This window comes from Streptomyces sp. SLBN-8D4, from assembly GCF_049739545.1.
GTDB lineage: Bacteria > Actinomycetota > Actinomycetes > Streptomycetales > Streptomycetaceae > Streptomyces > Streptomyces canus_C.
In genome coordinates this window covers 1,224,810-1,244,130 of sequence record NZ_JBMGQC010000001.1, presented here as the reverse complement: position 1 = coordinate 1,244,130, position 19,321 = coordinate 1,224,810, and the positions used below count along the sequence as shown (strand labels likewise).

Genomic DNA, 19,321 nt, shown 5'->3' with positions numbered 1-19,321 from the left:
GGCTTGCACAGCGAAGACTTCCAACTGCCCCGGTCGCGTGCGGCCAACGAACGGCTCCACGCCCTGATCCCCGGCGGCGCCCACACCTACGCGAAGGGCGACGACCAGTACCCCGAGGACCTGGCCCCGGTCATCAGCCACGGCCGCGGTGCCCACGTGTGGGACGTCGACGGCAACCGGTACATCGAGTACGGGTCCGGCCTGCGGTCGGTGAGCCTCGGCCACGCGCACCCACGCGTGAACGAGGCGGTGCGACGGGAAATCGACCGTGGCGGCAACTTCGTCCGGCCGTCCATCGTGGAGGCCGAAGCCGCGGAACGATTCCTCGCCACGGTGCCGACCGCCGAGATGGTGAAGTTCGCGAAGAACGGTTCCGACGCCACCACCGCCGCGGTACGCCTCGCCCGCGCCGCCACCGGGCGCCCGCGGGTGGCCCTCTGCGCCGACCATCCGTTCTTCTCCACCGACGACTGGTTCATCGGCACCACACCGATGTCCGCCGGCATTCCGTCGGCGACCAACGAGCTCACCGTGGCGTTCCCCTACGGGGATCTGGCCGCCACGGAGGAACTGCTCGCCCGGTACCAGGACGAGGTCGCCTGTCTGATCCTCGAACCCGCCACTCACACCGAGCCGCCGCCCGGGTACCTCGCCGGCCTGCGCGAGCTGGCCGACCGGCACGGCTGCGTCCTGATCTTCGACGAGATGATCACCGGCTTCCGCTGGTCCGAGGCGGGCGCCCAGGGGCTGTACGGCGTGGTCCCCGACCTCTCCACGTTCGGCAAGGCGCTGGGCAACGGATTCGCCGTCTCCGCACTGGCCGGGCGGCGCGAGCTGATGGAGCGGGGCGGGCTGCGCCACTCCGGCGAACGGGTGTTCCTGCTGTCCACCACGCACGGCGCCGAGACGCATTCCCTGGCCGCCGCGATGGCCGTGCAGACCGTCTACACCGAGGAGGGCGTCACCGCGCGGCTGCACGCCCTCGGCGAGCGGCTGGCCGCCGGTGTCCGCGACGCGGCGGCCGGCATGGGCGTGGGCGAGCACGTCGTCGTCCGGGGCCGGGCCAGCAACCTGGTCTTCGCCACCCTCGACGAGAACGGGCAGTCGTCGCAGGAGTACCGCACCCTGTTCCTGCGCCGGCTCCTCGCGGGCGGGGTGCTGGCCCCGTCGTTCGTGGTGAGCAGCGCGCTCAGCGACGCCGACATCGATCACACCGTCGACGTGGTGGCCCAGGCCTGTGCGGTGTACCGGAAGGCACTGGACGCCGCCGACCCCACGCCCTGGGTGGGCGGACGACCGGTGAAGCCCGTGTTCCGTCGCCTGGCGTGAGGAGACGTCAGTCGCGCGCCCGCGGACCGGCGTCGGCCAACCGGTCGGCGATCCGGTCGACCAGCCAGGACGTCGCCGGTGTCACCGCCAGCGCGGTGCACCAGCCGCCGAGGACGTCGGTCGGATAGTGCGCGCCCAGGGCGACCTGCGCCCATCCCATCGTGGCGCCGGCGACCAGCGCCGCGGCGAGCACGAGTGACGTGCCGGCCGTGCCGCCGAGGCCGAGCCGGTCGGTCGCGAGCAGCGCCGCGGCGAAGGCGAGCGCCGTGAAGAAGGCGGTGTGGCCGCTCGGGTAGGACAGGTTGTCGGGGCCGTGGATGGTGCGTCCCACCAGGTGCTTGAGCAGCGTCGCCGTTCCCACGGCGAGGCCGGCGCCGGCCACCATGAGGACGCCCGCGCGAGGACGCCCCAGCAGGAGGCAGACCGTCACGGCCGCCAGGACCACCATGGCCGATCCCGCGGGTTCCCCGAGGAAGTCCAGGGTCTCAGCGACGTACCGCAACGGCGGCCGTACGCTGTCCGCCGTCGGCGGGACGATCCAGCTGTCCACCGCACCGGGTCGGCTGTGGCCGGCGTACAGGACAGCGAGCCCGGCGACCACCAGCGCGGCGAGGACCGCGACCAGCCCGAGCCGCGCGCGCAGTGGCGAGGGCAGCACCGGGGTCGTCGGCCGGCCGGTCACCCTCCCACCGCGTTCGGTCGATTTGCGATGCCCTTCCTGTCCGCCGTGATCACGGACGACACGTTATCGGAAGGTGCGGGCAGCCGTGGCCGGTCCGTGACATCGGCAACATCACCACATGGGCGTCATGCGCGCTCGACGAGGTGACCGTCCCTCTCGTCGTACAGCGCACCCGACTCCGGGCACTGCCAGCCGCCGGGCTCGCCGTCCCGCCGGACCAGCCGCACGCCGACCCGGCCGACCCAGCCGATCCGCCGCGCGGGAACACCGGCCACCAACGCGAAGTCCGGGACGTCCTCGGTCACCACGGCGCCCGCCGCGACCAGTGCCCAGCGGCCGATCCGCACCGGGGCCACACACACCGAACGGGCGCCGAGGGACGCCCCTTCGGCCACCTCCACCGCCACGGCCTCCCAGCCGCCGCCGCGCTTGAGCCTGCCCTCCGGGTCGACCGAGCGGGGGAAGCAGTCGTTGGTGAGGACCGCGGCCGGGCCGACGAACACCCCGTCGCCGAGCACGGCGGGCTCGTAGACCAGCGCGTAGTTCTGGAGCTTCACGTTGTCGCCGATCCGCACTCCCGGGCCGACGTAGGCGCCCCGACCGACGACGCACCCGCTGCCCAGCCGGGCGTCCTCGCGGATCTGGGCCAGATCCCAGACCGTCGTCCCCGCGCCGATCGCCGCCGTCTCGTCGACCTGGGCGGTCGGCTGCACCTTGAAGTCCACCGGGCTGAACCCCTCGTTTCGTCGAGCATGTCTGATCGTCGAACGTGTCCGCGGTGTCGCTGACGGACCGAGTCCGACCACCGCGTCTCAGACCAGGCGGGGGTCGACGTGGATCTTCGGCCCCGGACCGGCGCCGGGCGGACGTTCCCCCGCGAGTACGGGTCCGATCGCGTCCAGCGCGACGGTCGCGGCCACGAGCGGCCTCGGGTCGACGACCTGCTCGGCGTACGCCCTGATGGTGGCGTCGAGCCCGGGGGAGGCCGACAGGACGCCGACCGCCGTCACGTCCTTCAGGACGAGCGCGCGGGTGTCGATCCCGCTGGGCTCGCCGGCCAGCCCGATGTACACGAGCCGACCGCCCGGTTCGACCAACTCCTGGGCGAGCGCGGGCAGATGGACCGCGTTGGTGGCGTCGACGACCGCGTCGAACGGCAGGTCAGGCAGCGTGTCCTCGCGCCAGGCGTGCGGGAAGCCCAGGGAGCGCGCGAAGGCGAGGGAGTCCTCGGTGGCGCCCATCAGGTGGACCTCCGCCCCGGCGGACCGGACGAACAGCGCGACCAGCAGGCCGATGGTGCCCGGCCCCAGCACCAGGACCCGGTCGCTGGGCCCCGCTCCGGTGGCCCGCGCGGCCCGCAGGGCGTTGCCGCCCGGCTCGACGAGGGCGCCGAGCACCGCGTCCACCGAGTCGGGGAGCACGTGCAACGAGCGTGCCGGGACGGCGAGTTGTTCGGCCAGGGCGCCCGCGCGGCCGCCCCGGATGCCCACCTCCTCCCGCTTCTCGCACACATGCTGCAGTCCGCGCCGGCAGCGTCGGCAGGTCCCGCAGCCGAGCATCGTGTCGCCCATGACCCGGCGCCCGACCCAGCCGGGTGCGACCCCGGCACCCACCGCACGCCACCCGGCCCGCCCACTCGTGGCCCAGCCGCATCGGATAGCCGGCGTGTCCCTGGTGCAGATAGGTCATGGCACCGGTGAAGAACTCCAGATCGGTGCCGCACACGCCGACCCGCTCGACGTCGACGACGACCTCACCGGGAGCGGCGACCGGCGCGGGCACCTCCCGGACCGCGAACGCGCCGGGGGAGGTCAGGACGAAGGCGCGGATCTGCCGCCCCGCTGCCGAGGGGGCGTTCACCGAAGGGGCTCCTTCAGGGGTCCGAGGGCGTCACGGATCTCCTCCACGGCGTCGACCAGCGTCCGCAGGGGAGTCCGGTACGCCAGGGCGCTGACGCTCACCGCCCCGGACGGAGCCGTGGGTGACGCTCCGTACACGGGCAGGGCGAGGCAGTTGACGCCGGGCTCGTTCTCCTGGTCGTCCAGGGCGTAACCCCGCTCGCGCGTGTCCCGCAGCTCGCGGTGCAACTCCTCGGCCGTGCACAGGGTTCGGGGCGTCGGGCGGGCCGGGGGCACCTCGCCGATCCAGCGCCGTACGGCGTCGAGGGTGCCCAACTCGTGGGCGAGCAGCACTTTTCCGACACCGGTCGCGTGGGCGGGGTTGCGGCCGCCGACCGTGGAGGTCAGCCGCACGGCACCGGTGGGAGGGTCGACCTTGGCGCGGTAGACGACCTCGCGGCCGTCCAGGACCGCGTAGTGGGCTGTCTCGCCGAACCGGGCGGCCAGCGTCTCCAGCAGCGGCCGCACCCGCACATGTTCGGGGCGGGCCTCGTGATGGGCGAAGGCCATCCGCAGGAACTCGTCGCCGAGCAGATAGCGTCCGCCCGGGTCCTGATCGGCCAGACCGGCCCGGCGCAGTGCGGCCAGGGCCCGGTGCACGGTCGGCTTGGGGCTGCCGATGGCCCGGGTGAGCTCGTCGAGCGCCACGCCGTCCGGATGCCGGGCCAGCTCCTTGAGCACGGCGAGCACCCGGTCCGACCCCACCAGACGATCGCCCTCCGCGCGGTCCGTGACGGGGGCTGTCGAAGCGGGGAGTCGCTGCGTATGCTGCATCGCGTTCCGGATAGTAGACCGCCGTACCGAGTACCGGAAAGAGCCCCAGCGATGAACCTTCGCAGCGCGCAATGGTACGCGGGACAGGACCGCAACGCCTACATCCACCGGGCCTGGATGCGCCGGGGCGCCCCCGCCGACGCCTTCACCGGCAGGCCCCAGATCGCCATCGCCAACACCGCCTCCGACCTCACCCCGTGCAACGCCCACCTGGACGAGGTGGCCAGGTCCGTGCGCGACGGCGTCCACGAGGCGGGCGGCATCCCTCTCGACCTGCCCGTGGTGTCGCTGGGCGAGACCAACGTGCGGCCCACGGCCATGCTCTGGCGCAATATGGCGGCGATGGCCACGGAGGAGATGCTGCGCGCCAACCCCCTCGACGGCGTGGTCCTGCTGGGCGGCTGCGACAAGACGATCCCCTCGCTGCTGATGGCCGCCGCCTCGGTGGACCTGCCCGCCGTGGTCGTGCCCGGCGGGCCCATGCTGACCGGCACCTTCCGCGGCACCCCGCTGGGCTGCGGCACGGACGTGTGGCGGCTGTCGGAGGAGGTCCGCGCCGGGACGCTGTCCCAGGAGCAGTTCACCCGCTCCGAGTCGTCGATGATCCGCAGCCGCGGGCACTGCAACACCATGGGGACCGCCTCCACCATGGCGCTGGTCGCCGAGGCGCTGGGCACGGTCGTCCCCGGGGTGGCCGGTACCCCGGCACCGGACAGCAGGCTCCTGGAGGCCGCGCACGGCACCGGGCGGCTCGCGGTGGAGCTGGTGGCCGCCGACCGCCGCCCGAGCACCTTCCTGACCAAGGGGTCCTTCCACAACGCGATCGTGGCGCTGGCCGCGATCGGCGGCTCCACCAACGCGGTCGTCCATCTCCTCGCCATCGCGGGCCGGTTGGGCATCGAGCTGACCCTTGACGACTTCGACCGCATCGGCTCCCGGGTGCCGGTCCTGGTGGACCTCCAGCCCGCCGGACGCTTCCTCATGGAGGACTTCCACCGGGCCGGCGGCCTGCTCGCCGTGCTGCGCGAGGTCGCCGACCTCCTGGACCCCGACGCGCTCGCCGTGACCGGGAGGCCCCTGGTGGACCACCTCGCCGACGCCCCGATCTGGGACGCCGAGGTGATCAGGACCCGGGCCCGGCCGCTCGTCGAGGAGGGCGGCATCGCCGTCCTGCGCGGCAGCCTCGCCCCCGACGGGGCCCTGATCAAACCCGCGGCCGCCTCGGCGCATCTGCTGCGCCACCGGGGCCGGGCGGTCGTCTTCGACAGCATCGAGGACTTCCACGCCCGCGTCGACGACCCGGACCTGGACGTCGACGCCGACTCCGTCCTGGTCCTGCGCGGCTGCGGCCCCCAGGGCTATCCGGGCATGCCCGAGGTCGCCAACATGCCGCTGCCCACCAAGCTGCTGGAGCAGGGCGTGCGGGACATGGTCCGCGTCTGCGACGGCCGGATGAGCGGCACCGCGTACGGCACGGTCGTCCTGCACGTGGCACCGGAGGCGGCGGCGGGCGGCCCGCTCGCGCTCGTGCGGACCGGTGATGTCATCAGCCTCGACGTCGAGGCCCGCCGCATCGACCTGGAGGTGCCCGCCGACGAACTCGCCGCCCGCACCCCGAACGCGGCCACCGTCGAGGGTTTCGCCAACCCGAGGCGGGGCTGGGAGCGGCTGTACGTGGACCACGTCCAACAGGCCGACAAGGGCGCGGACCTGGACTTCCTCGTCGGTTCCAGCGGCTCCGAGGTCAGCCGCGAGTCGCACTGACCAGGGCGGCGGTGTCCCGCCCTGGCCCTGCCCATCCCGTGGACGCCCTCTTGACGTGCGCCCGGACGCGATCGACACTCCAGATGGGAATCCTAGTGAACAGGTAGGGAAACATGGGGCGCGTGGAACCGGCCGTCGGCCGAGAGAGCCGTACACCGTGGCCTTCGCCTCTGCTGACCTCCCGCCGGCACATCGATCTGCAGCGCGTCTGCAGCGCGATCAGGCCCCTGGGCTGAGCCCGGCCACGGCCGCCCCCTCCCTGTCCCGCCCCTCGCTTCCGGCCCGACGACGCTTCCGCCGCGCGTACGTCTGCGCACCGACACCCCGGGGAGACCCATGTCCGTCACATCGCTCGCCCATGTCCCCGCCACCCACCCCGCCCCCGCGTTCCGGGGCCGCATCGGACAGGACGAGCGCAGCGGGCACTACGCCGTGCCGCGCCGCTACCGGCTCCACCTCACGGCCGCCTGTGCGGACGGTCTGCGCATCGCCGTCGCGCACAGTCTGCTCGGCCTCGACGACGTCTGTCCCGTGACCTTCCTGGACCCGGTCCCCGACTGTCCCGACGGCGGACATTCCGCGCTGCGCCCGCTGTACGAGGCCAGCGCGCACCGGTACTCCGGCCCGGCCGTCGCACCGGTGCTCAGCGACGACTGGTCGGGGCGGATCGTCAGCACCCACGCCGCCGACATCACCCGCGACCTCGCCCGGCACTTCGGCGGCGGCCAGCCGGCGCTGTACCCCTGCGGAGCGGAGTCGGAGACCGAGGCCGTCGAGCGGATGGGCCGGGCCATCGCGCAGTCCGCGCAGCAGGCCGGGTCGGCGGGCGGCGACGACGCGGACCGGGCCGCCGCCCTGGAGCGACTGCTGGACACCCTGGGCTCGCTGGAGCGCTGGCTGGTGGGACGCGCCTATCTGATCAGGGATCACCTCACCGCCGCCGACGTCGAGTTGTGGGTCGCGCTGGTCCAACTCGACACCGTGCACCGCGACCACCTCGACGCCGCCGCGGTGCAGCGCATCGCCGACCACCCCACCCTGTGGGCCTACGCCCGCCGCCTGACCGCCCACCCGGCCTTCGGCACCCACCTCGACCTCGACGGCATCGCCCGCCGGCACCACGCCCACTGCCGCGGTCTGGAAGCCGCCGGGGCCGCCGTACAGATTCTGGACTGGGCCGCGCACACCGCCAGCACGTCCTGAACGTTCCATCTGGTGGACCGGCATTGACACCGGTTCGGACGACTGCCTTAACTACGGGTCCCACCAGGGCCTGTTGAAGCCACAGGTCCACAAGGGTCCCGCGAGACCCCCGAGAACAGCGACGGTGACCGACATGTACGCAGCTCCCAGGACGGCCGCCCGCCGTTCTCCGGGCTGCGTACGGCCGTACGGCGACTCGCTCGTCGCCGACCGGGCCGTCGACCTGCTCCGCGTGAACAGCGCACTGTGTACCGCACCGGGCCGTGCCCGCTGTCGAGGCTGACGTACCGCCTCCGCAGCCCCCGCGTTCCTGACGAACACCGCGCTCGCGGTGTGCCGTCGCCCGCCCCGCCCCCGGTGCCCGTCCGTCACGTCCCGCGTCTGTAGCACGCCGTGTCCGCCGCGTCCCAGGGGCATCCCGACTCCCGCCGGAGCCCCCTCATGAGTGAACCCCCAGGCGCCGCCGTGTCCGTCACCGAGGCACCGCCACGAGCCGACGTACCGTCAGTACCACCCGCCCCGCAGCGAGTTCTGCCGCTGCGGCGGCCCGGCCGCTGGATCGCCACCGCCGTCGTCCTGGTCGTGGCGGCCCAGTTCGTCCACGGTCTGGCGACCAACCCGTTCTACCAGTGGGACCGCTTCGGCTACTGGTTCCTGCGGCCGACCGTCCTCGACGGACTCCTCGTCACCCTCGAAGTCACCGCCTACAGCGCGGTGTTGGGGCTTCTGGGCGGCGTCCTGCTCGCCCTGGCCAGACTCTCGAAGAGCCCGGTGCTCCGGGCGGTGAGCTGGACCTACGTCTGGGCCCTGCGCTCCATACCGCTGATCGTCGTCCTGCTCTTCCTCTACAACTTCTCGGCCCTGTACAAGACGTTGAGCGTCGGTGTGCCCTTCGGGCCCGCCTTCTTCAGCTTCGACGAGTCCCGGCTCGCCACCGACATGGCCATCGCCGTCATCGGCCTCAGCCTCAACGAGGCCGCCTACGCTGCCGAGGTCGTCCGCGGCGGCATTCTCTCCGTCGACCAGGGCCAGCACGAGGCGGCCGCCGCCCTCGGTCTGCCGAAGAGCTACCAGTTCCGCAGAATCGTCTTCCCACAGGCGCTGCGCTCCATCACCCCGAACTACGTCAACCAGCTCATCGGCCTCGTCAAGAGCACCTCGCTGGTCTTCTACGTCTCACTGCTCGACCTGTTCGGCACCGTGCAGTCCATGGGCGCCACCTACCCCGGCGACATCGTGCCCCTGCTCCTGGTCGCCACCGTCTGGTACCTGACCCTGACCAGCGCCGTCTCGGTCGTCCAGTTCTACGTCGAGCGGTACTACGCCCGGGGCGCCACCCGCTCCCTGCCGCCGACCCCGCTCCAGAGACTTCGGGCCGGTCTCACCGACCTGCGCGCCCGCATCCGCAGGGAGGCCGCCGTATGACCGCGGCAGCCGTCGAGGTGCACGGCGTGCACAAGTGCTACGGCCCCCATCGCGTCCTGGACGGCGTCGACCTGACCGTGCGACCCGGCGAGGTCACCGTGATCCTCGGCCCGTCGGGGTCCGGGAAGTCCACCCTGCTCAGGGTCGTCAACCACCTGGAGAAACCGGAGATCGGCCACGTCAGCGTCAACGGCGAGCTGATCGGCGTCCGCCGGCAGGGCGGCCGGCTGAAGGAGCTCAGCGAGCGTGCCATCCTGGCCCAGCGCGGCCGGATCGGGTTCGTCTTCCAGAACTTCAACCTCTTCCCGCACCTCACCGTCCTCGACAACGTGGCCGCCGCGCCGGTGGCGACCGGCAAGCTCGGCAAGGCGGCCGCCCAGGAGCTGGCCCGTGAACTCCTCGGCAGGGTCGGACTTGGCGACAAGACCGGTGCCTACCCACGGCAGTTGTCGGGCGGCCAGCAGCAGCGCGTGGCCATCGCCCGCGCGCTCGCCCTGCGTCCGGGCGTCATCCTCTTCGACGAGCCGACCTCCGCTCTCGACCCGGAACTCGTCGGCGAAGTCCTCGCGGTGATCAAGGACTTGGCGACCAGCGGCACCACGCTCGTCATCGTCACCCACGAGATCGGGTTCGCCCGTGAGATCGCCGACCGGGTCGTCTTCCTCGACGGCGGACGCGTCGTCGAGCAGGGCCCGCCCTCCGAGGTCCTGGACCGGCCGCGGCACGAGCGGACCCGGGACTTCCTCAGCAAGGCCCTCTGAACCCCCTTTTTTGACCCTCCCGATCGACAAGGACAGTCATGCGCACCCACCTCTCCCGACGCAGCCTGATACGCGGCATCACCGCGGCGACCACCGTCACCGCCCTCGCCGGCGGGCTCGCCGCCTGCGGTGGTGACAGCGACGCCGCCACGACGACGACCGACAGCGCCGGTACCGTCACCGTGGGCCGGCTCTCCAACGGCGCGGCCAAGGAGACCACCCTCAAGGTCGCCGAGGTGAAGGCCATCAGCGCCGAACTGCCCGACGCCGTCAAGAAGAGCGGCAAGCTGGTCATTGGATCCGGCACCCTGCCCTCCGGTTCCCCGCCGCTGGGCTTCGTGGGCAGCGACCAGAAGACCCTCACCGGCTCCGAGACCGACCTGGCCCGCCTCGTCGCCGCCGTCCTCGGACTCGAGCCCGAGGTCAAGCGGTTCACCTGGGAGAACCTCTTCGTCGGCATCGACAGCGGCAAGGTGAACGTCGGCTTCTCCAACATCACCGACACCGAGGAGCGCAAGCAGAAGTACGAGTTCGCCTCCTACCGCAAGGACGACCTCGCCTTCGAGACGCTCAAGACGTCGAAGTGGACCTTCGACGGCGACTACGAGGCCCTGGCGGGCAAGACCGTCTCGGTGGGCGCCGGCACCAACCAGGAGCGGATCCTGCTGGAGTGGCAGGCCAAGCTGGAGAAGGAGGGCAAGAAGCTGACCATCAAGTACTTCCAGGACAGCCCCAGCATCTACCTGGCCCTGGGCAGCGGCAAGATCGACGCCTATCTGGGCCCCAGCCCCAACTCCTCCTACCACGTCACCCAGACGACGGGCACACCCAACGCGACCCGCATCGCGGGCCAGTACTCCGGTGCCGGCGAGACGCTCCAGGGCCTGATCGCCGCGACCGCGAAGAAGGACAGCGGCCTCGCGAAGCCGCTCGCCGACGCGATCAACCACCTGATCGACAACGGGCAGTACGCCAAGTGGCTCGCCGCGTGGAACCTCTCCAACGACGCCGTCTCCAAGTCGGAGGTCAACCCGCCCGGGCTGCCGCTCGACAACTCCTGATCACTGATCAGAAAGCCTGACACGCACCTCCGTTGACTAGGGAAAGGACTCCGCCTCCGTGGCCCAGCAGACCGAACTCCGCGGAGGCGGAGCCTCCCTGAGACCCAGCGCACCCGACATCTCCGTCCTCGACAACGCCGTATGGGCCGCCCTCGACGGCCCGCACGCCCACCTCGCCGAACGCGTCGGCCGCGCCGCCCGCTACCCGGACGACGTCTACGCCTTCGCCGCCCTCGCCGATCCCGGCGACCCGGCGGCCTGGGACGACCTGCACACCCTCGTCGGCCCCGGAACCACCGTACGGATCAAGCCCGTCGAGCACGTCCCGGACGGGTGGGAGATCGTCGGCGGGGGAGTCGGCGTCCAACTCGTCGACACCGCTCTACGGGCCGAACCCGCCCCCGAGACGGTACGGCTCGGCCCCGACGACGTGCCCGAGATCCTGGACCTGGTCGCCCGCACCAGGCCGGGCCCCTTCCTCAAGCGGACCATAGACCTCGGCACCTACCTCGGCATCCGGGACAGGGGACGCCTGATAGCCCTCGCCGGCGAGCGGCTGCGCCCGCCCGGCTGGACCGAGATCAGCGCGGTCTGCACCGACCCGGCCCACCGGGGCCGAGGCCTGGCCACCCGGCTGGTCCGCGCGGTCGCCACCGGGATCCGGGAGCGCGGCGACACCCCGTTCCTGCACGCGGCAGCGGACAACACGCAGGCGATCCGGCTCTACGAGTCGATCGGCTTCACCCTGCGCCGCCGCTCGCCCATCCTGCTGGTCCGCAGTCCAGGAACAACCCGCGAAGCCACCGCGTTGTGACTCACGACGAGATCTGCCGGGTGCCCTCGCGCACCCAGAAGGAGGAGGTGACGGGCGTGATCCGCACACTCCGCTCCGCCCACCTCCACTCCCGGGCGCACATCGATCTCCAGCGCGTGTCCACCGCGCTCTGTTGTTCCTGACCCGTCTGCCGCCCCAGCCGCCGCGTCCCGCGCCTTTGCGGGCCGGCCCTCTCGTACGGATCTCCAGGAAGGCACTTACTCGTGTCCCCCTCGTCTTCGCTGCATCTCGCCGTCGCCCTCGACGGCACCGGCTGGCACCCCGCCTCCTGGCGCGAGCCGGTAGCCAGGCCCCGTGAGCTGTTCACCGCCGGATACTGGGCCGACCTGGTCGCCGAGGCGGAGCGCGGCCTGCTCGACTTCGTCACCATCGAGGACGGACTCGGCCCGCAGTCCAACCACTTCCTGGACCCGGACGAGCGCACCGACCAGGTCCGCGGCCGGCTCGACGCCGTTCTCATCGCCTCGCGCATCGCGCCGCTCACCCGGCACATAGGCCTGGTTCCGACCGTGGTGGCCACCCACACGGAGCCGTTCCACATCTCCAAGGCCATCGCGACCCTCGACTATGTCAGCACCGGCCGGGCGGGCCTGCGCGTCCAGATCACCGCACGCCCCAACGAGGCCGCGCACTTCGGCCGCCGCACCATCTCCCCGATCGAGGCCTACGACGGCCCCGGGGCCCAGGAACTCGTCACCGACCTCTTCGACGAGGCCGCCGACCACGTGGAGGCCGTCCGCCGGCTCTGGGACAGCTGGGAGGACGACGCCGAGATCCGCGACGCCGCCACCGGCCGCTTCATCGACCGGGGCAAACTGCACTACATCGACTTCGAGGGACGGCACTTCAGCGTCAAGGGCCCCTCCATCACACCCCGCCCGCCGCAGGGCCAGCCCCTCGTCACCGCACTCGGCCACCAGACCGTCCCCTACCGGCTCATCGCCCGCCAGGCGGACGTCGGCTACGTCACCCCGCACGACATCGGCCAGGCCCGCGCGATCGTCGCCGAGATCCGCGCCGAACAGGAGAAGGCCGGGCGGGCCGACGCCCTCCTCCATGCCTTCGGCGACCTGGTCGTCTTCCTCGACGACGACCCCGCGGCGGCCGCCGCCCGCCGGGACCGTCTCGACGCGCTCGCGGGCGAGCCGTACACGAGCGACGCCCGCGTCTTCACCGGCTCTCCGACCCAACTCGCCGACCTGCTGGGCGAGTTCCGGGCGTCCGGGATCACCGGCTTCCGGCTGCGGCCCGCCGTCCTCGGCCACGACCTCCCGGCGATCACCCGCGGCCTGGTCCCCGAACTCCAGCGCCGGGGCGCCTTCCGCACCGCCTACGAGGCCGACACCCTGCGCGGCCTGCTGGGTCTGGCCCGCCCCGCCAACCGCTACGCCGCCGTCTGAAGCCGGAAGGACCCGCACCGACATGAGCAGCAAGCCGCTGAAGCAGATCCACCTGGCCGCGCATTTCCCGGGCGTCAACAACACCACCGTGTGGAGCGACCCCGAGGCCGGCAGCCATATCGAGTTCAGCTCCTTCGCACACTTCGCGCGGACCGCCGAACGCGCCAGGTTCGACTTCCTCTTCCTCGCCGAAGGACTCAGGCTCCGCGAACAGGGCGGAAAAATCTATGACCTGGACGTCGTCGGCCGCCCCGACACCTTCACGATCCTCGCCGCGCTCGCCGCCGTCACCGAACACCTCGGCCTGACCGGCACCATCAACTCCACGTTCAACGAGCCGTACGAGGTGGCCCGCCAGTTCGCCAGCCTCGACCACCTCTCCGGGGGCCGCTCCGCATGGAACGTGGTCACCTCCTGGGACGCCTTCACCGGCGAGAACTTCCGCCGCGGCGGCTTCCTGCCCCAGTCGGAGCGGTACTCCCGCGCCAAGGAGTTCCTCGCCACCACCCAGGAGCTCTTCGACTCCTGGCACGGCGACGAGATCCTCGCCGACCAGGCCTCGGGTGCGTTCCTGCGGGACGCGAAGGCCGGCTCCTTCGTGCACACCGGTCAACACTTCGACATCCACGGCCGGTTCAACGTCCCGCGCTCCCCGCAGGGCCGCCCGGTGATCTTCCAGGCGGGCGACTCCGAGGAGGGCCGCGAGTTCGCCGCCTCCTCCGCCGACGCCATCTTCAGCCGGTACGCCACCCTCACCGAGGGGCAGGCCTTCTACACCGACGTCAAGAACCGCCTCGCCAAGTACGGCCGCAGACATGACCAGTTGCTGATCCTGCCCGCCGCCTCCTTCGCCCTCGCGGACACCGACGCCGAGGCCGAGGAACTGGCGCGGATCGTCCGACGCCGGCAGGTCAGCGGGGCCACCGCCCTCAAGCACCTGGAGTTCGTCTGGAACCGGGACCTGTCCTCGTACGACCCCGAAGGACCGCTCCCGGACATCGACCCGGACGTCAGCGACGACCACATCTCCAAGGGGCGCGCCCAGGTCCGCATGTACCGGGACCCGCTGGCCACCGCCCGCGAATGGCGCGAGCTGGCCGCCGCCAACAACTGGTCCATCCGCGACCTGGTCATCCACACGGGCAACCGGCAGAACTTCATCGGCTCACCGGAGACGATCGCCCGCACCATCAACGCCTACGTGCAGGCCGACGCCGCCGACGGCTTCATCCTGGTCCCGCACATCACCCCGACCGGCCTCGACGCCTTCGCCGACAAGGTCGTCCCGCTCCTCCAGGAGCAGGGCGTCTTCCGCACCGACTACGAGGGCCCGACCCTCCGCCACCACCTGGGCCTCGCCCACCCCGACGATGTCCGGGACGAGCAGCGGGTGGCGTCGTGAAGCGAGGTCACTCCTCCCAGTCGAGCTGATGCCCGGGCGTCCCCACGGACCGCCCGTACGCCACCGCTTCGGCGCGGCCCGCCTGGTCGCCGCGCCGACAGCGGAACACCTTCCCCGCGAAGACGACCACCCGCTCGTCCCCGGCCGTGAAGTCGGCGTACCAGCCGTTCTCCGGCTCCAGCGCCGCGGAGAGCGCGTCCGCGAGCGCGCCGACGTCCTCGCCGTCGGTCTCCCACTCGACGAGCGTCCACACCGGCGGCTGCGCGTCACTCGCCCCGTCGATCTCGACCCTGCTGACCTTCCGCAACCGCAGTCCGCGCGGCGCGAACACCGCGCCGGACCGAAGGCTCTCGCCGATGACGTATCCGGTGATCACGTACTGTCTCCCTGCTGGTCGGGGGCTTCACGGGTGACGCTACGACCGTATGGCTGACATCCTTTGTCAGTCATACGTCGACGAGGTGAGCGCCCGATGCGAGCGGACCGACTGCTGTCCCTGCTGCTGAGCCTTCAGTCCCGCGGACAAATGACGGCCCGTCAACTCGCCGCGGAACTGGAGGTGTCGGTCCGCACCGTCTACCGGGACCTGGAGGCGCTGAGCGCGGCGGGCGTACCGGTGGTGGCGAGCGGCGGTCCGGGCGGCGGCTGCCGGCTGATGGAGGGCTGGCGCAGTCCGCTGCTCGGCATCAGCGCGGAGGAGGCGACGGCGCTGCTGGCGGCCGCCTCCAGGGGTGGGCCCCTGGAACGGATCGCGCTGGGGGACGCGCTGGCGCAGGCGCGCCTGAAACTGCTGGCCGCACTGCCGGCGGCGGGCCGCGAGCAGGCCGACACCACGGCGAGCCGCTTCCACATCGACACCCAGGCATGGTTCAAGCCACCGGAGCCGGTCCCGCACCTCCCCGTGCTCGTGGACGCCGTACGTCAGGACAGGCGCCTGCGTCTGACCCACGCGAACCGCCCGGGCGCGGCGCGAGCGGTGGACCCCTTGGGCCTCGTCGCGAAGGCGGGCGTCTGGTACCTGGTCGTCCGGTCCGACCGGGGCATCCGCACACACCGCGCGTCGAGGATCACGGAGGCGGAACTCCTGCCCGAGGCCTTCACCCGCCCCGCCGACTTCGACCTGGCGGCCCACTGGGCCCGCTGGACCGCCGAGTTCGAGACGAGCCTGGACCAACTCCCGGTCACGGTACGCCTGTCGACGGCGGGCCTCGCCGCGCTGGCGCAGGTACTCGGCGACACGGAGTCGGCGGCACGGGCGGTCCCCGATGCCCACGCACCCGGCTGGCACCGCCTGGTCCTCCACTTCGACGACCGACAGGCCGCCTGCCGCCGGCTCCTCGGCTTCGGGCCGGACGCCGAGGTCCTCGAACCGGCGGACGTCCGCCGGGAGTTGGCGCAGGCGGCGCGTCGCACGGCCGCCCGCTACGGGGACGCGCCCGACTCCATGCCGTGATCGACGCCATGGCCGTCCGCATCGGCCTCGCCGAGGTCGAAGACCTCCACCAGGTCCTGGAGGACCACGCCCGCTACCGGGGCGGGCGCGAGGTCAGCATGCCCCCACTCCCGCACTCGGAACTCCCGCCGAACGCCGCGTGGCCGACGCTCGTCTCCCTCCCCCGAAGGTGACGAGCGCCGGCCATTCCCCCGGCGCCGGACAGTGGTCCAGCCTCGCCCGTGCGGCCTGTCGTGCTGTCACCAGCACATGACCGCGGTTTCCCCCGAACCCCACGCGGAGTACAGGCGTACACGGACGAAGTAGCGGCGGCCCTTCACGAGACGGGCCCTGAGTGTGGCGTTGTGCGGAGTGCCTCCGTCGTCCCGGCCGGAGAGATAGCGGGGTTCCCCGTCCCGCTCCTCGAAGACCACCACCACGGTGTCGCCGTCGCCGAAGGTGCCCACGGTGTACTCGCGGGTCTCCGGCGGTTCCACGGTGAAGTCGGCCTGCTCACCCGGGCCGAGCCCGAGCGGCGCGGACCGGAAGGGCACCAGCGCCGGCGGCCGGCTCGGCTGGGTCGGCGGGTACCGGCGCAGGACGTACTCCTTGTCGGCGGCCGACAGCGAGCCGGGCGGGTTGAGGCCCGCACGGTACTGCTCCGGCTCCAGGATGAGCCCCGCCTCGAAGGGATACTCCATGATCGACTGCGGGTCCCAGACGGAGCCGTTGACCTCGTCCGGGTCCAGCTTGCGCAGGATGTTGAAGCTGGTCCGTTCCCGGCTCCAGAAGTTCGGCGGGCCCGCCAGATCGGCGTAGACGGCCTCGTCGTCCCAGTGGATGCCCGCGAACGGACTCTGGTGCTCGTGCAGCATGCCCAGCGCGTGCCCGATCTCGTGCAGCGCCGTCCCGCGCTCGCCGGGCGCGGTCAGGTCCCAGCCGAAGTTCATGGTGCGTTCGTGCAGACCGACCAGGAGCGCGTCCTTGCCCACGGTCGACCAGGAGCCGTCCCCGGTCTGGAACCCGATGCGCAGCTCGGCCTCCGAACGGTCGCCGACCTCGGCGAACCTCACCCCGATCCCGAGGTCCTGCCACTCCTGGAAACACTCGCGCACCACGTCCCGCTGCTTCTCGTCCCCCACCCACGACACCCGGCGGGACTGGCCGGTCCCCGGAACCGGAATGACCGAGCCGTCGGCATCGCCGTCGAAGAAGCAGTAGTGCAGGACCGTGCTGTTGACCCACATCCGGCTGCCGCCGATGAGCGCACTCAGCCGCTCGGCGGCCAGTCCCGGCGCGAACGCCGGAGCCGACTGCTGCGCGAGGGAGCAGTAGCGTGCGGTCATGGGGTTCAGCGTGCCGTCGGGCGTCCCGGACCGCCTGAGTCGGGGGCTACTCAAGTCCCCCTGTATCAGGACTGAGTAGCACCGCTCTAGCTTCCGTGACGATTTTCGAACGGGACGCGAAGACCCTGGAGCTGCCCTGGCCGTTCACCGGGCGCGAGGACGAACTGGAGCTGGTCCGCAGGTCCGTTGCCGGGGGACGGCAGGGCATGGTGGTGACCGGGCCCGCGGGCCGGGGCAAGACCCGGCTCGTCACGGAGGCCGTACGCGGCACCGAGTGCGCCCGGATCACGGGCACGCCGGAGACCCACGGTCTCCCGTTCGCCGCCTTCGCGCATCTCCTCCCGGAGACGGTGTCCCTGCACCGGGCGGTCCAACTCCTGTCATCCGTACGGCTGCTGCTCGTCGACGACGCCCATCTGCTGGACGACGTCTCGGCGGCCCTGGTCCACCAGCTCGCGGTGCACGGCCGCACCCGACTCCTCGTCGTCGCCACCGACGGCGCGCGCGTACCGGGCGCGATCTCCCGTCTGTGGACCGGAGAGCTCCTGCCGCGCCTCGCCCTCGAACCGCTGCCCCGCGAGGAGACCGCGCGGCTGCTCGCGGCCGGCGCCGGCGGTCCGGAAGCCCTCACCGTCAACCGGCTGTACCGCCTGTGCCGGGGCGATCTGCGCCTGCTGCGCGAGCTGGTGGACGCGGTGCGCGAGCGGGGACTGCCGCACCGGGTCCCGGACTCGGCCGAGTGGGCGTGGCGCGGCCCGGTACCGATCACCACGACCGTACGCGAAGACGCCGCGCACCTCCTCGACCGCGCCGGTCCCGGCGAGCGGGAGACCCTGGACCGCCTGGCTTTCGGCGAGCCGCTCCCGATGGACGCCGACACCCTCGACCTCGACGCCCTCGAAGCTCTGGAGACCGATGGGCTGGTCCACGTCGACGAGCAAGGCGCCGCCCGCCTCGCCCACCCTCTCCACGGCCCGGTGCTGCGCGCCGCCGCCGGACGCCTGCGGGCCCGGCGCCTGGCCCGCACCCCGGACAGCTGCGCGGCCGCCCTGGAGACGGAGACGGCCACCCTGACCCGGGCGATCGCCGAGACGGACGTACGAGCCGTGCCGGCCCCGGTGGGGGAGTGGCTCGTGGACGAGTGCTCCGGCATCCCGGCCCGGCACGCCGCCGTACGAGCCCGGTTCGCCCGTCTGCGAGGCGCACTGCGAGAGGCCGCTGCCTGGGCCGCGGAGGGACTGCGAACCACCCCCGACGACCCGGCCTGCCACCTCGAACTCGGCCTGGCGGCGGCACAGTCGGGCGCCACGGAGCATGCGGTGAGCCCGCCCGGCCCGGCCACCGACGGCTCCGCCCAGCTCCCGGCACCGGGACCCGCGCCGTCCGGAGGGCGGTCCACCACCGACTCACCGCATGTCGCGGAGGGTTCGGCCGCCACCTGGTGGGCCGCCGCCCGCGGTGATCTCGACTCGGCACTCGGCACGGTGGGGGAGGAGCCGTACGACGCCGTCCGCCTCGGCGCGCCGGACCGGGCCGCCGGCCGGCTGACCGGTGTCTTCGCCGCCCACGCCGAGGCGCTCGCGCACGGCGACGGTCCCGCCCTCGACCGCGCGGCGCAGACGCTGGAGGAGCGCGGCTTCCTGCTCTTCGCGGCGGAGGCGTACGCCCAGGCCGTGGGGGCGCACCGCGACCCGAGCGCCGCCCGCACCTCACGCACCCGCGCCGTCGCCCTGGCCCGCCGTTGTCAGGGCGCCCGCACCCCGGCCCTGTCCGGACTGGTCCTCGGCGAACTCACCGCCCGCCAGCGGCAGATCGTCACCCTCGCGGCCGCCGGACTGAGCAACCGCCAGATCGCGGAGAAACTCACCCTGTCCGTCCGTACCGTCGGCAACCACCTCTACAGCGCGTACGCCCGCCTCGGCGCGAGCGACCGCGACGCACTGCCGTGCCTGGTGGAGCTGCCGGAGGCACAGCCGGCCTGAGCCGTACCCCGGACCGGGGCGGTCTGA

At 72.4% G+C, this 19,321-nt stretch carries 19 protein-coding genes and 1 pseudogene; 14 read left to right on the top strand and 6 right to left on the bottom strand.

Features of this window, described 5'->3' with window-relative positions; all coding sequences use genetic code 11:
• The first annotated feature begins 3 nt into the window (after nucleotides 1–3).
• Nucleotides 4–1,329: a glutamate-1-semialdehyde 2,1-aminomutase gene (locus tag RKD20_RS05760; protein ID WP_424876716.1), complete on the top strand. Its 1,326-nt coding sequence runs from the start codon at nucleotides 4–6 to the stop codon at nucleotides 1,327–1,329.
• 7 nt (nucleotides 1,330–1,336) lie between these two features.
• Here the strand turns inward: RKD20_RS05760 and RKD20_RS05755 are convergent, their stop codons facing one another.
• From RKD20_RS05755 to RKD20_RS05740, 4 genes and pseudogenes are all read right to left on the bottom strand, one after another.
• Nucleotides 1,337–2,011, bottom strand: coding sequence for a phosphatase PAP2 family protein (locus RKD20_RS05755; RefSeq protein WP_424876715.1), 675 nt, complete (start codon nucleotides 2,009–2,011; stop codon nucleotides 1,337–1,339).
• A gap of 125 nt (nucleotides 2,012–2,136) precedes the next feature.
• Nucleotides 2,137–2,736 carry an acyltransferase gene (locus RKD20_RS05750; protein ID WP_424876714.1) on the bottom strand — a complete coding sequence of 200 codons (600 nt, stop codon included), beginning with the start codon at nucleotides 2,734–2,736 and terminating at the stop codon, nucleotides 2,137–2,139.
• 87 nt (nucleotides 2,737–2,823) lie between these two features.
• Nucleotides 2,824–3,841, bottom strand: a pseudogene (locus RKD20_RS05745) (zinc-dependent alcohol dehydrogenase).
• Nucleotides 3,842–3,867: 26 nt separating this feature from the next.
• Nucleotides 3,868–4,683 (bottom strand): IclR family transcriptional regulator, encoded by an 816-nt coding sequence (locus RKD20_RS05740; protein ID WP_424876713.1) that lies wholly within the window; start codon nucleotides 4,681–4,683, stop codon nucleotides 3,868–3,870.
• A gap of 51 nt (nucleotides 4,684–4,734) precedes the next feature.
• Here RKD20_RS05740 and RKD20_RS05735 point away from each other — a divergent pair, with 51 nt between their 5' ends.
• From RKD20_RS05735 to RKD20_RS05690, 10 genes are all read left to right on the top strand, one after another.
• The gene (locus RKD20_RS05735) at nucleotides 4,735–6,447 is read left to right on the top strand and encodes an IlvD/Edd family dehydratase (protein WP_424876712.1); all 1,713 of its coding nucleotides are present in this window, start codon (nucleotides 4,735–4,737) and stop codon (nucleotides 6,445–6,447) included.
• A 113-nt stretch (nucleotides 6,448–6,560) separates the two neighbouring features.
• Nucleotides 6,561–6,683 carry a putative leader peptide gene (locus RKD20_RS05730; RefSeq protein ID WP_424876711.1) on the top strand — a complete coding sequence of 41 codons (123 nt, stop codon included), beginning with the start codon at nucleotides 6,561–6,563 and terminating at the stop codon, nucleotides 6,681–6,683.
• A 100-nt stretch (nucleotides 6,684–6,783) separates the two neighbouring features.
• Nucleotides 6,784–7,650, top strand: coding sequence for a glutathione S-transferase C-terminal domain-containing protein (locus RKD20_RS05725; RefSeq protein ID WP_424876710.1), 867 nt, complete (start codon nucleotides 6,784–6,786; stop codon nucleotides 7,648–7,650).
• A gap of 441 nt (nucleotides 7,651–8,091) precedes the next feature.
• Nucleotides 8,092–9,075 carry an amino acid ABC transporter permease gene (locus RKD20_RS05720; protein ID WP_424876709.1) on the top strand — a complete coding sequence of 328 codons (984 nt, stop codon included), beginning with the start codon at nucleotides 8,092–8,094 and terminating at the stop codon, nucleotides 9,073–9,075.
• Nucleotides 9,072–9,836: an amino acid ABC transporter ATP-binding protein gene (locus RKD20_RS05715; protein ID WP_424876708.1), complete on the top strand. Its 765-nt coding sequence runs from the start codon at nucleotides 9,072–9,074 to the stop codon at nucleotides 9,834–9,836. Before RKD20_RS05720 ends, RKD20_RS05715 begins: the two co-directional genes overlap by 4 nt.
• 38 nt (nucleotides 9,837–9,874) lie before the next feature.
• Nucleotides 9,875–10,897 (top strand): transporter substrate-binding domain-containing protein, encoded by a 1,023-nt coding sequence (locus tag RKD20_RS05710; RefSeq protein WP_424876707.1) that lies wholly within the window; start codon nucleotides 9,875–9,877, stop codon nucleotides 10,895–10,897.
• A gap of 58 nt (nucleotides 10,898–10,955) precedes the next feature.
• Nucleotides 10,956–11,711 carry a GNAT family N-acetyltransferase gene (locus RKD20_RS05705; protein WP_424876706.1) on the top strand — a complete coding sequence of 252 codons (756 nt, stop codon included), beginning with the start codon at nucleotides 10,956–10,958 and terminating at the stop codon, nucleotides 11,709–11,711.
• Entirely contained in the window at nucleotides 11,708–11,854 is a 147-nt protein-coding gene (locus RKD20_RS05700; protein WP_020116748.1) for a putative leader peptide, read from the top strand. The genes RKD20_RS05705 and RKD20_RS05700 overlap by 4 nt, the downstream gene beginning before the upstream one ends.
• An 81-nt stretch (nucleotides 11,855–11,935) precedes the next feature.
• Nucleotides 11,936–13,132 (top strand): LLM class flavin-dependent oxidoreductase, encoded by a 1,197-nt coding sequence (locus RKD20_RS05695; RefSeq protein ID WP_424876705.1) that lies wholly within the window; start codon nucleotides 11,936–11,938, stop codon nucleotides 13,130–13,132.
• 22 nt (nucleotides 13,133–13,154) lie between these two features.
• Nucleotides 13,155–14,534, top strand: a complete 1,380-nt coding sequence (locus RKD20_RS05690) for an NtaA/DmoA family FMN-dependent monooxygenase (protein ID WP_424876704.1) — start codon at nucleotides 13,155–13,157, stop codon at nucleotides 14,532–14,534.
• Between the two features lie 7 nt (nucleotides 14,535–14,541).
• Here the strand turns inward: RKD20_RS05690 and RKD20_RS05685 are convergent, their stop codons facing one another.
• Nucleotides 14,542–14,910, bottom strand: a complete 369-nt coding sequence (locus RKD20_RS05685; RefSeq protein ID WP_424876703.1) for a hypothetical protein — start codon at nucleotides 14,908–14,910, stop codon at nucleotides 14,542–14,544.
• A gap of 96 nt (nucleotides 14,911–15,006) precedes the next feature.
• On the opposite strand from RKD20_RS05685, the gene RKD20_RS05680 reads away from it, so the two are divergent.
• Both RKD20_RS05680 and RKD20_RS05675 read left to right on the top strand, forming a co-directional pair.
• The gene (locus RKD20_RS05680) at nucleotides 15,007–15,987 is read left to right on the top strand and encodes a helix-turn-helix transcriptional regulator (RefSeq protein WP_424876702.1); all 981 of its coding nucleotides are present in this window, start codon (nucleotides 15,007–15,009) and stop codon (nucleotides 15,985–15,987) included.
• Nucleotides 15,984–16,160, top strand: coding sequence for a hypothetical protein (locus RKD20_RS05675; protein ID WP_424876701.1), 177 nt, complete (start codon nucleotides 15,984–15,986; stop codon nucleotides 16,158–16,160). The genes RKD20_RS05680 and RKD20_RS05675 overlap by 4 nt, the downstream gene beginning before the upstream one ends.
• Nucleotides 16,161–16,226: 66 nt before the next feature.
• On the opposite strand, the gene RKD20_RS05670 is transcribed toward RKD20_RS05675, so the two are convergent.
• Complete coding sequence (locus RKD20_RS05670; RefSeq protein WP_424876700.1) at nucleotides 16,227–17,312, bottom strand: M12 family metallopeptidase; 1,086 nt, start codon at nucleotides 17,310–17,312, stop codon at nucleotides 16,227–16,229.
• 95 nt (nucleotides 17,313–17,407) lie between these two features.
• Here RKD20_RS05670 and RKD20_RS05665 point away from each other — a divergent pair, with 95 nt between their 5' ends.
• Complete coding sequence (locus RKD20_RS05665) at nucleotides 17,408–19,294, top strand: LuxR C-terminal-related transcriptional regulator (protein WP_424876699.1); 1,887 nt, start codon at nucleotides 17,408–17,410, stop codon at nucleotides 19,292–19,294.
• Nucleotides 19,295–19,321 lie beyond the last annotated feature (27 nt).

What these genes read in the sequence shown, in the direction of transcription:
- RKD20_RS05690 (WP_424876704.1), top strand. Translation starts at nt 13,155, where the DNA reads ATGAGCAGCAAGCCGCTGAAGCAGATCCACCTGGCCGCGCATTTCCCG.
- RKD20_RS05670 (WP_424876700.1), bottom strand. Translation starts at nt 17,312, where the DNA reads ATGACCGCACGCTACTGCTCCCTCGCGCAGCAGTCGGCTCCGGCGTTC.
- RKD20_RS05680 (WP_424876702.1), top strand. Translation starts at nt 15,007, where the DNA reads ATGCGAGCGGACCGACTGCTGTCCCTGCTGCTGAGCCTTCAGTCCCGC.
- RKD20_RS05740 (WP_424876713.1), bottom strand. Translation starts at nt 4,683, where the DNA reads ATGCAGCATACGCAGCGACTCCCCGCTTCGACAGCCCCCGTCACGGAC.
- RKD20_RS05720 (WP_424876709.1), top strand. Translation starts at nt 8,092, where the DNA reads ATGAGTGAACCCCCAGGCGCCGCCGTGTCCGTCACCGAGGCACCGCCA.
- RKD20_RS05735 (WP_424876712.1), top strand. Translation starts at nt 4,735, where the DNA reads ATGAACCTTCGCAGCGCGCAATGGTACGCGGGACAGGACCGCAACGCC.
- RKD20_RS05725 (WP_424876710.1), top strand. Translation starts at nt 6,784, where the DNA reads ATGTCCGTCACATCGCTCGCCCATGTCCCCGCCACCCACCCCGCCCCC.
- RKD20_RS05715 (WP_424876708.1), top strand. Translation starts at nt 9,072, where the DNA reads ATGACCGCGGCAGCCGTCGAGGTGCACGGCGTGCACAAGTGCTACGGC.
- RKD20_RS05730 (WP_424876711.1), top strand. Translation starts at nt 6,561, where the DNA reads ATGGGGCGCGTGGAACCGGCCGTCGGCCGAGAGAGCCGTACACCGTGG.
- RKD20_RS05710 (WP_424876707.1), top strand. Translation starts at nt 9,875, where the DNA reads ATGCGCACCCACCTCTCCCGACGCAGCCTGATACGCGGCATCACCGCG.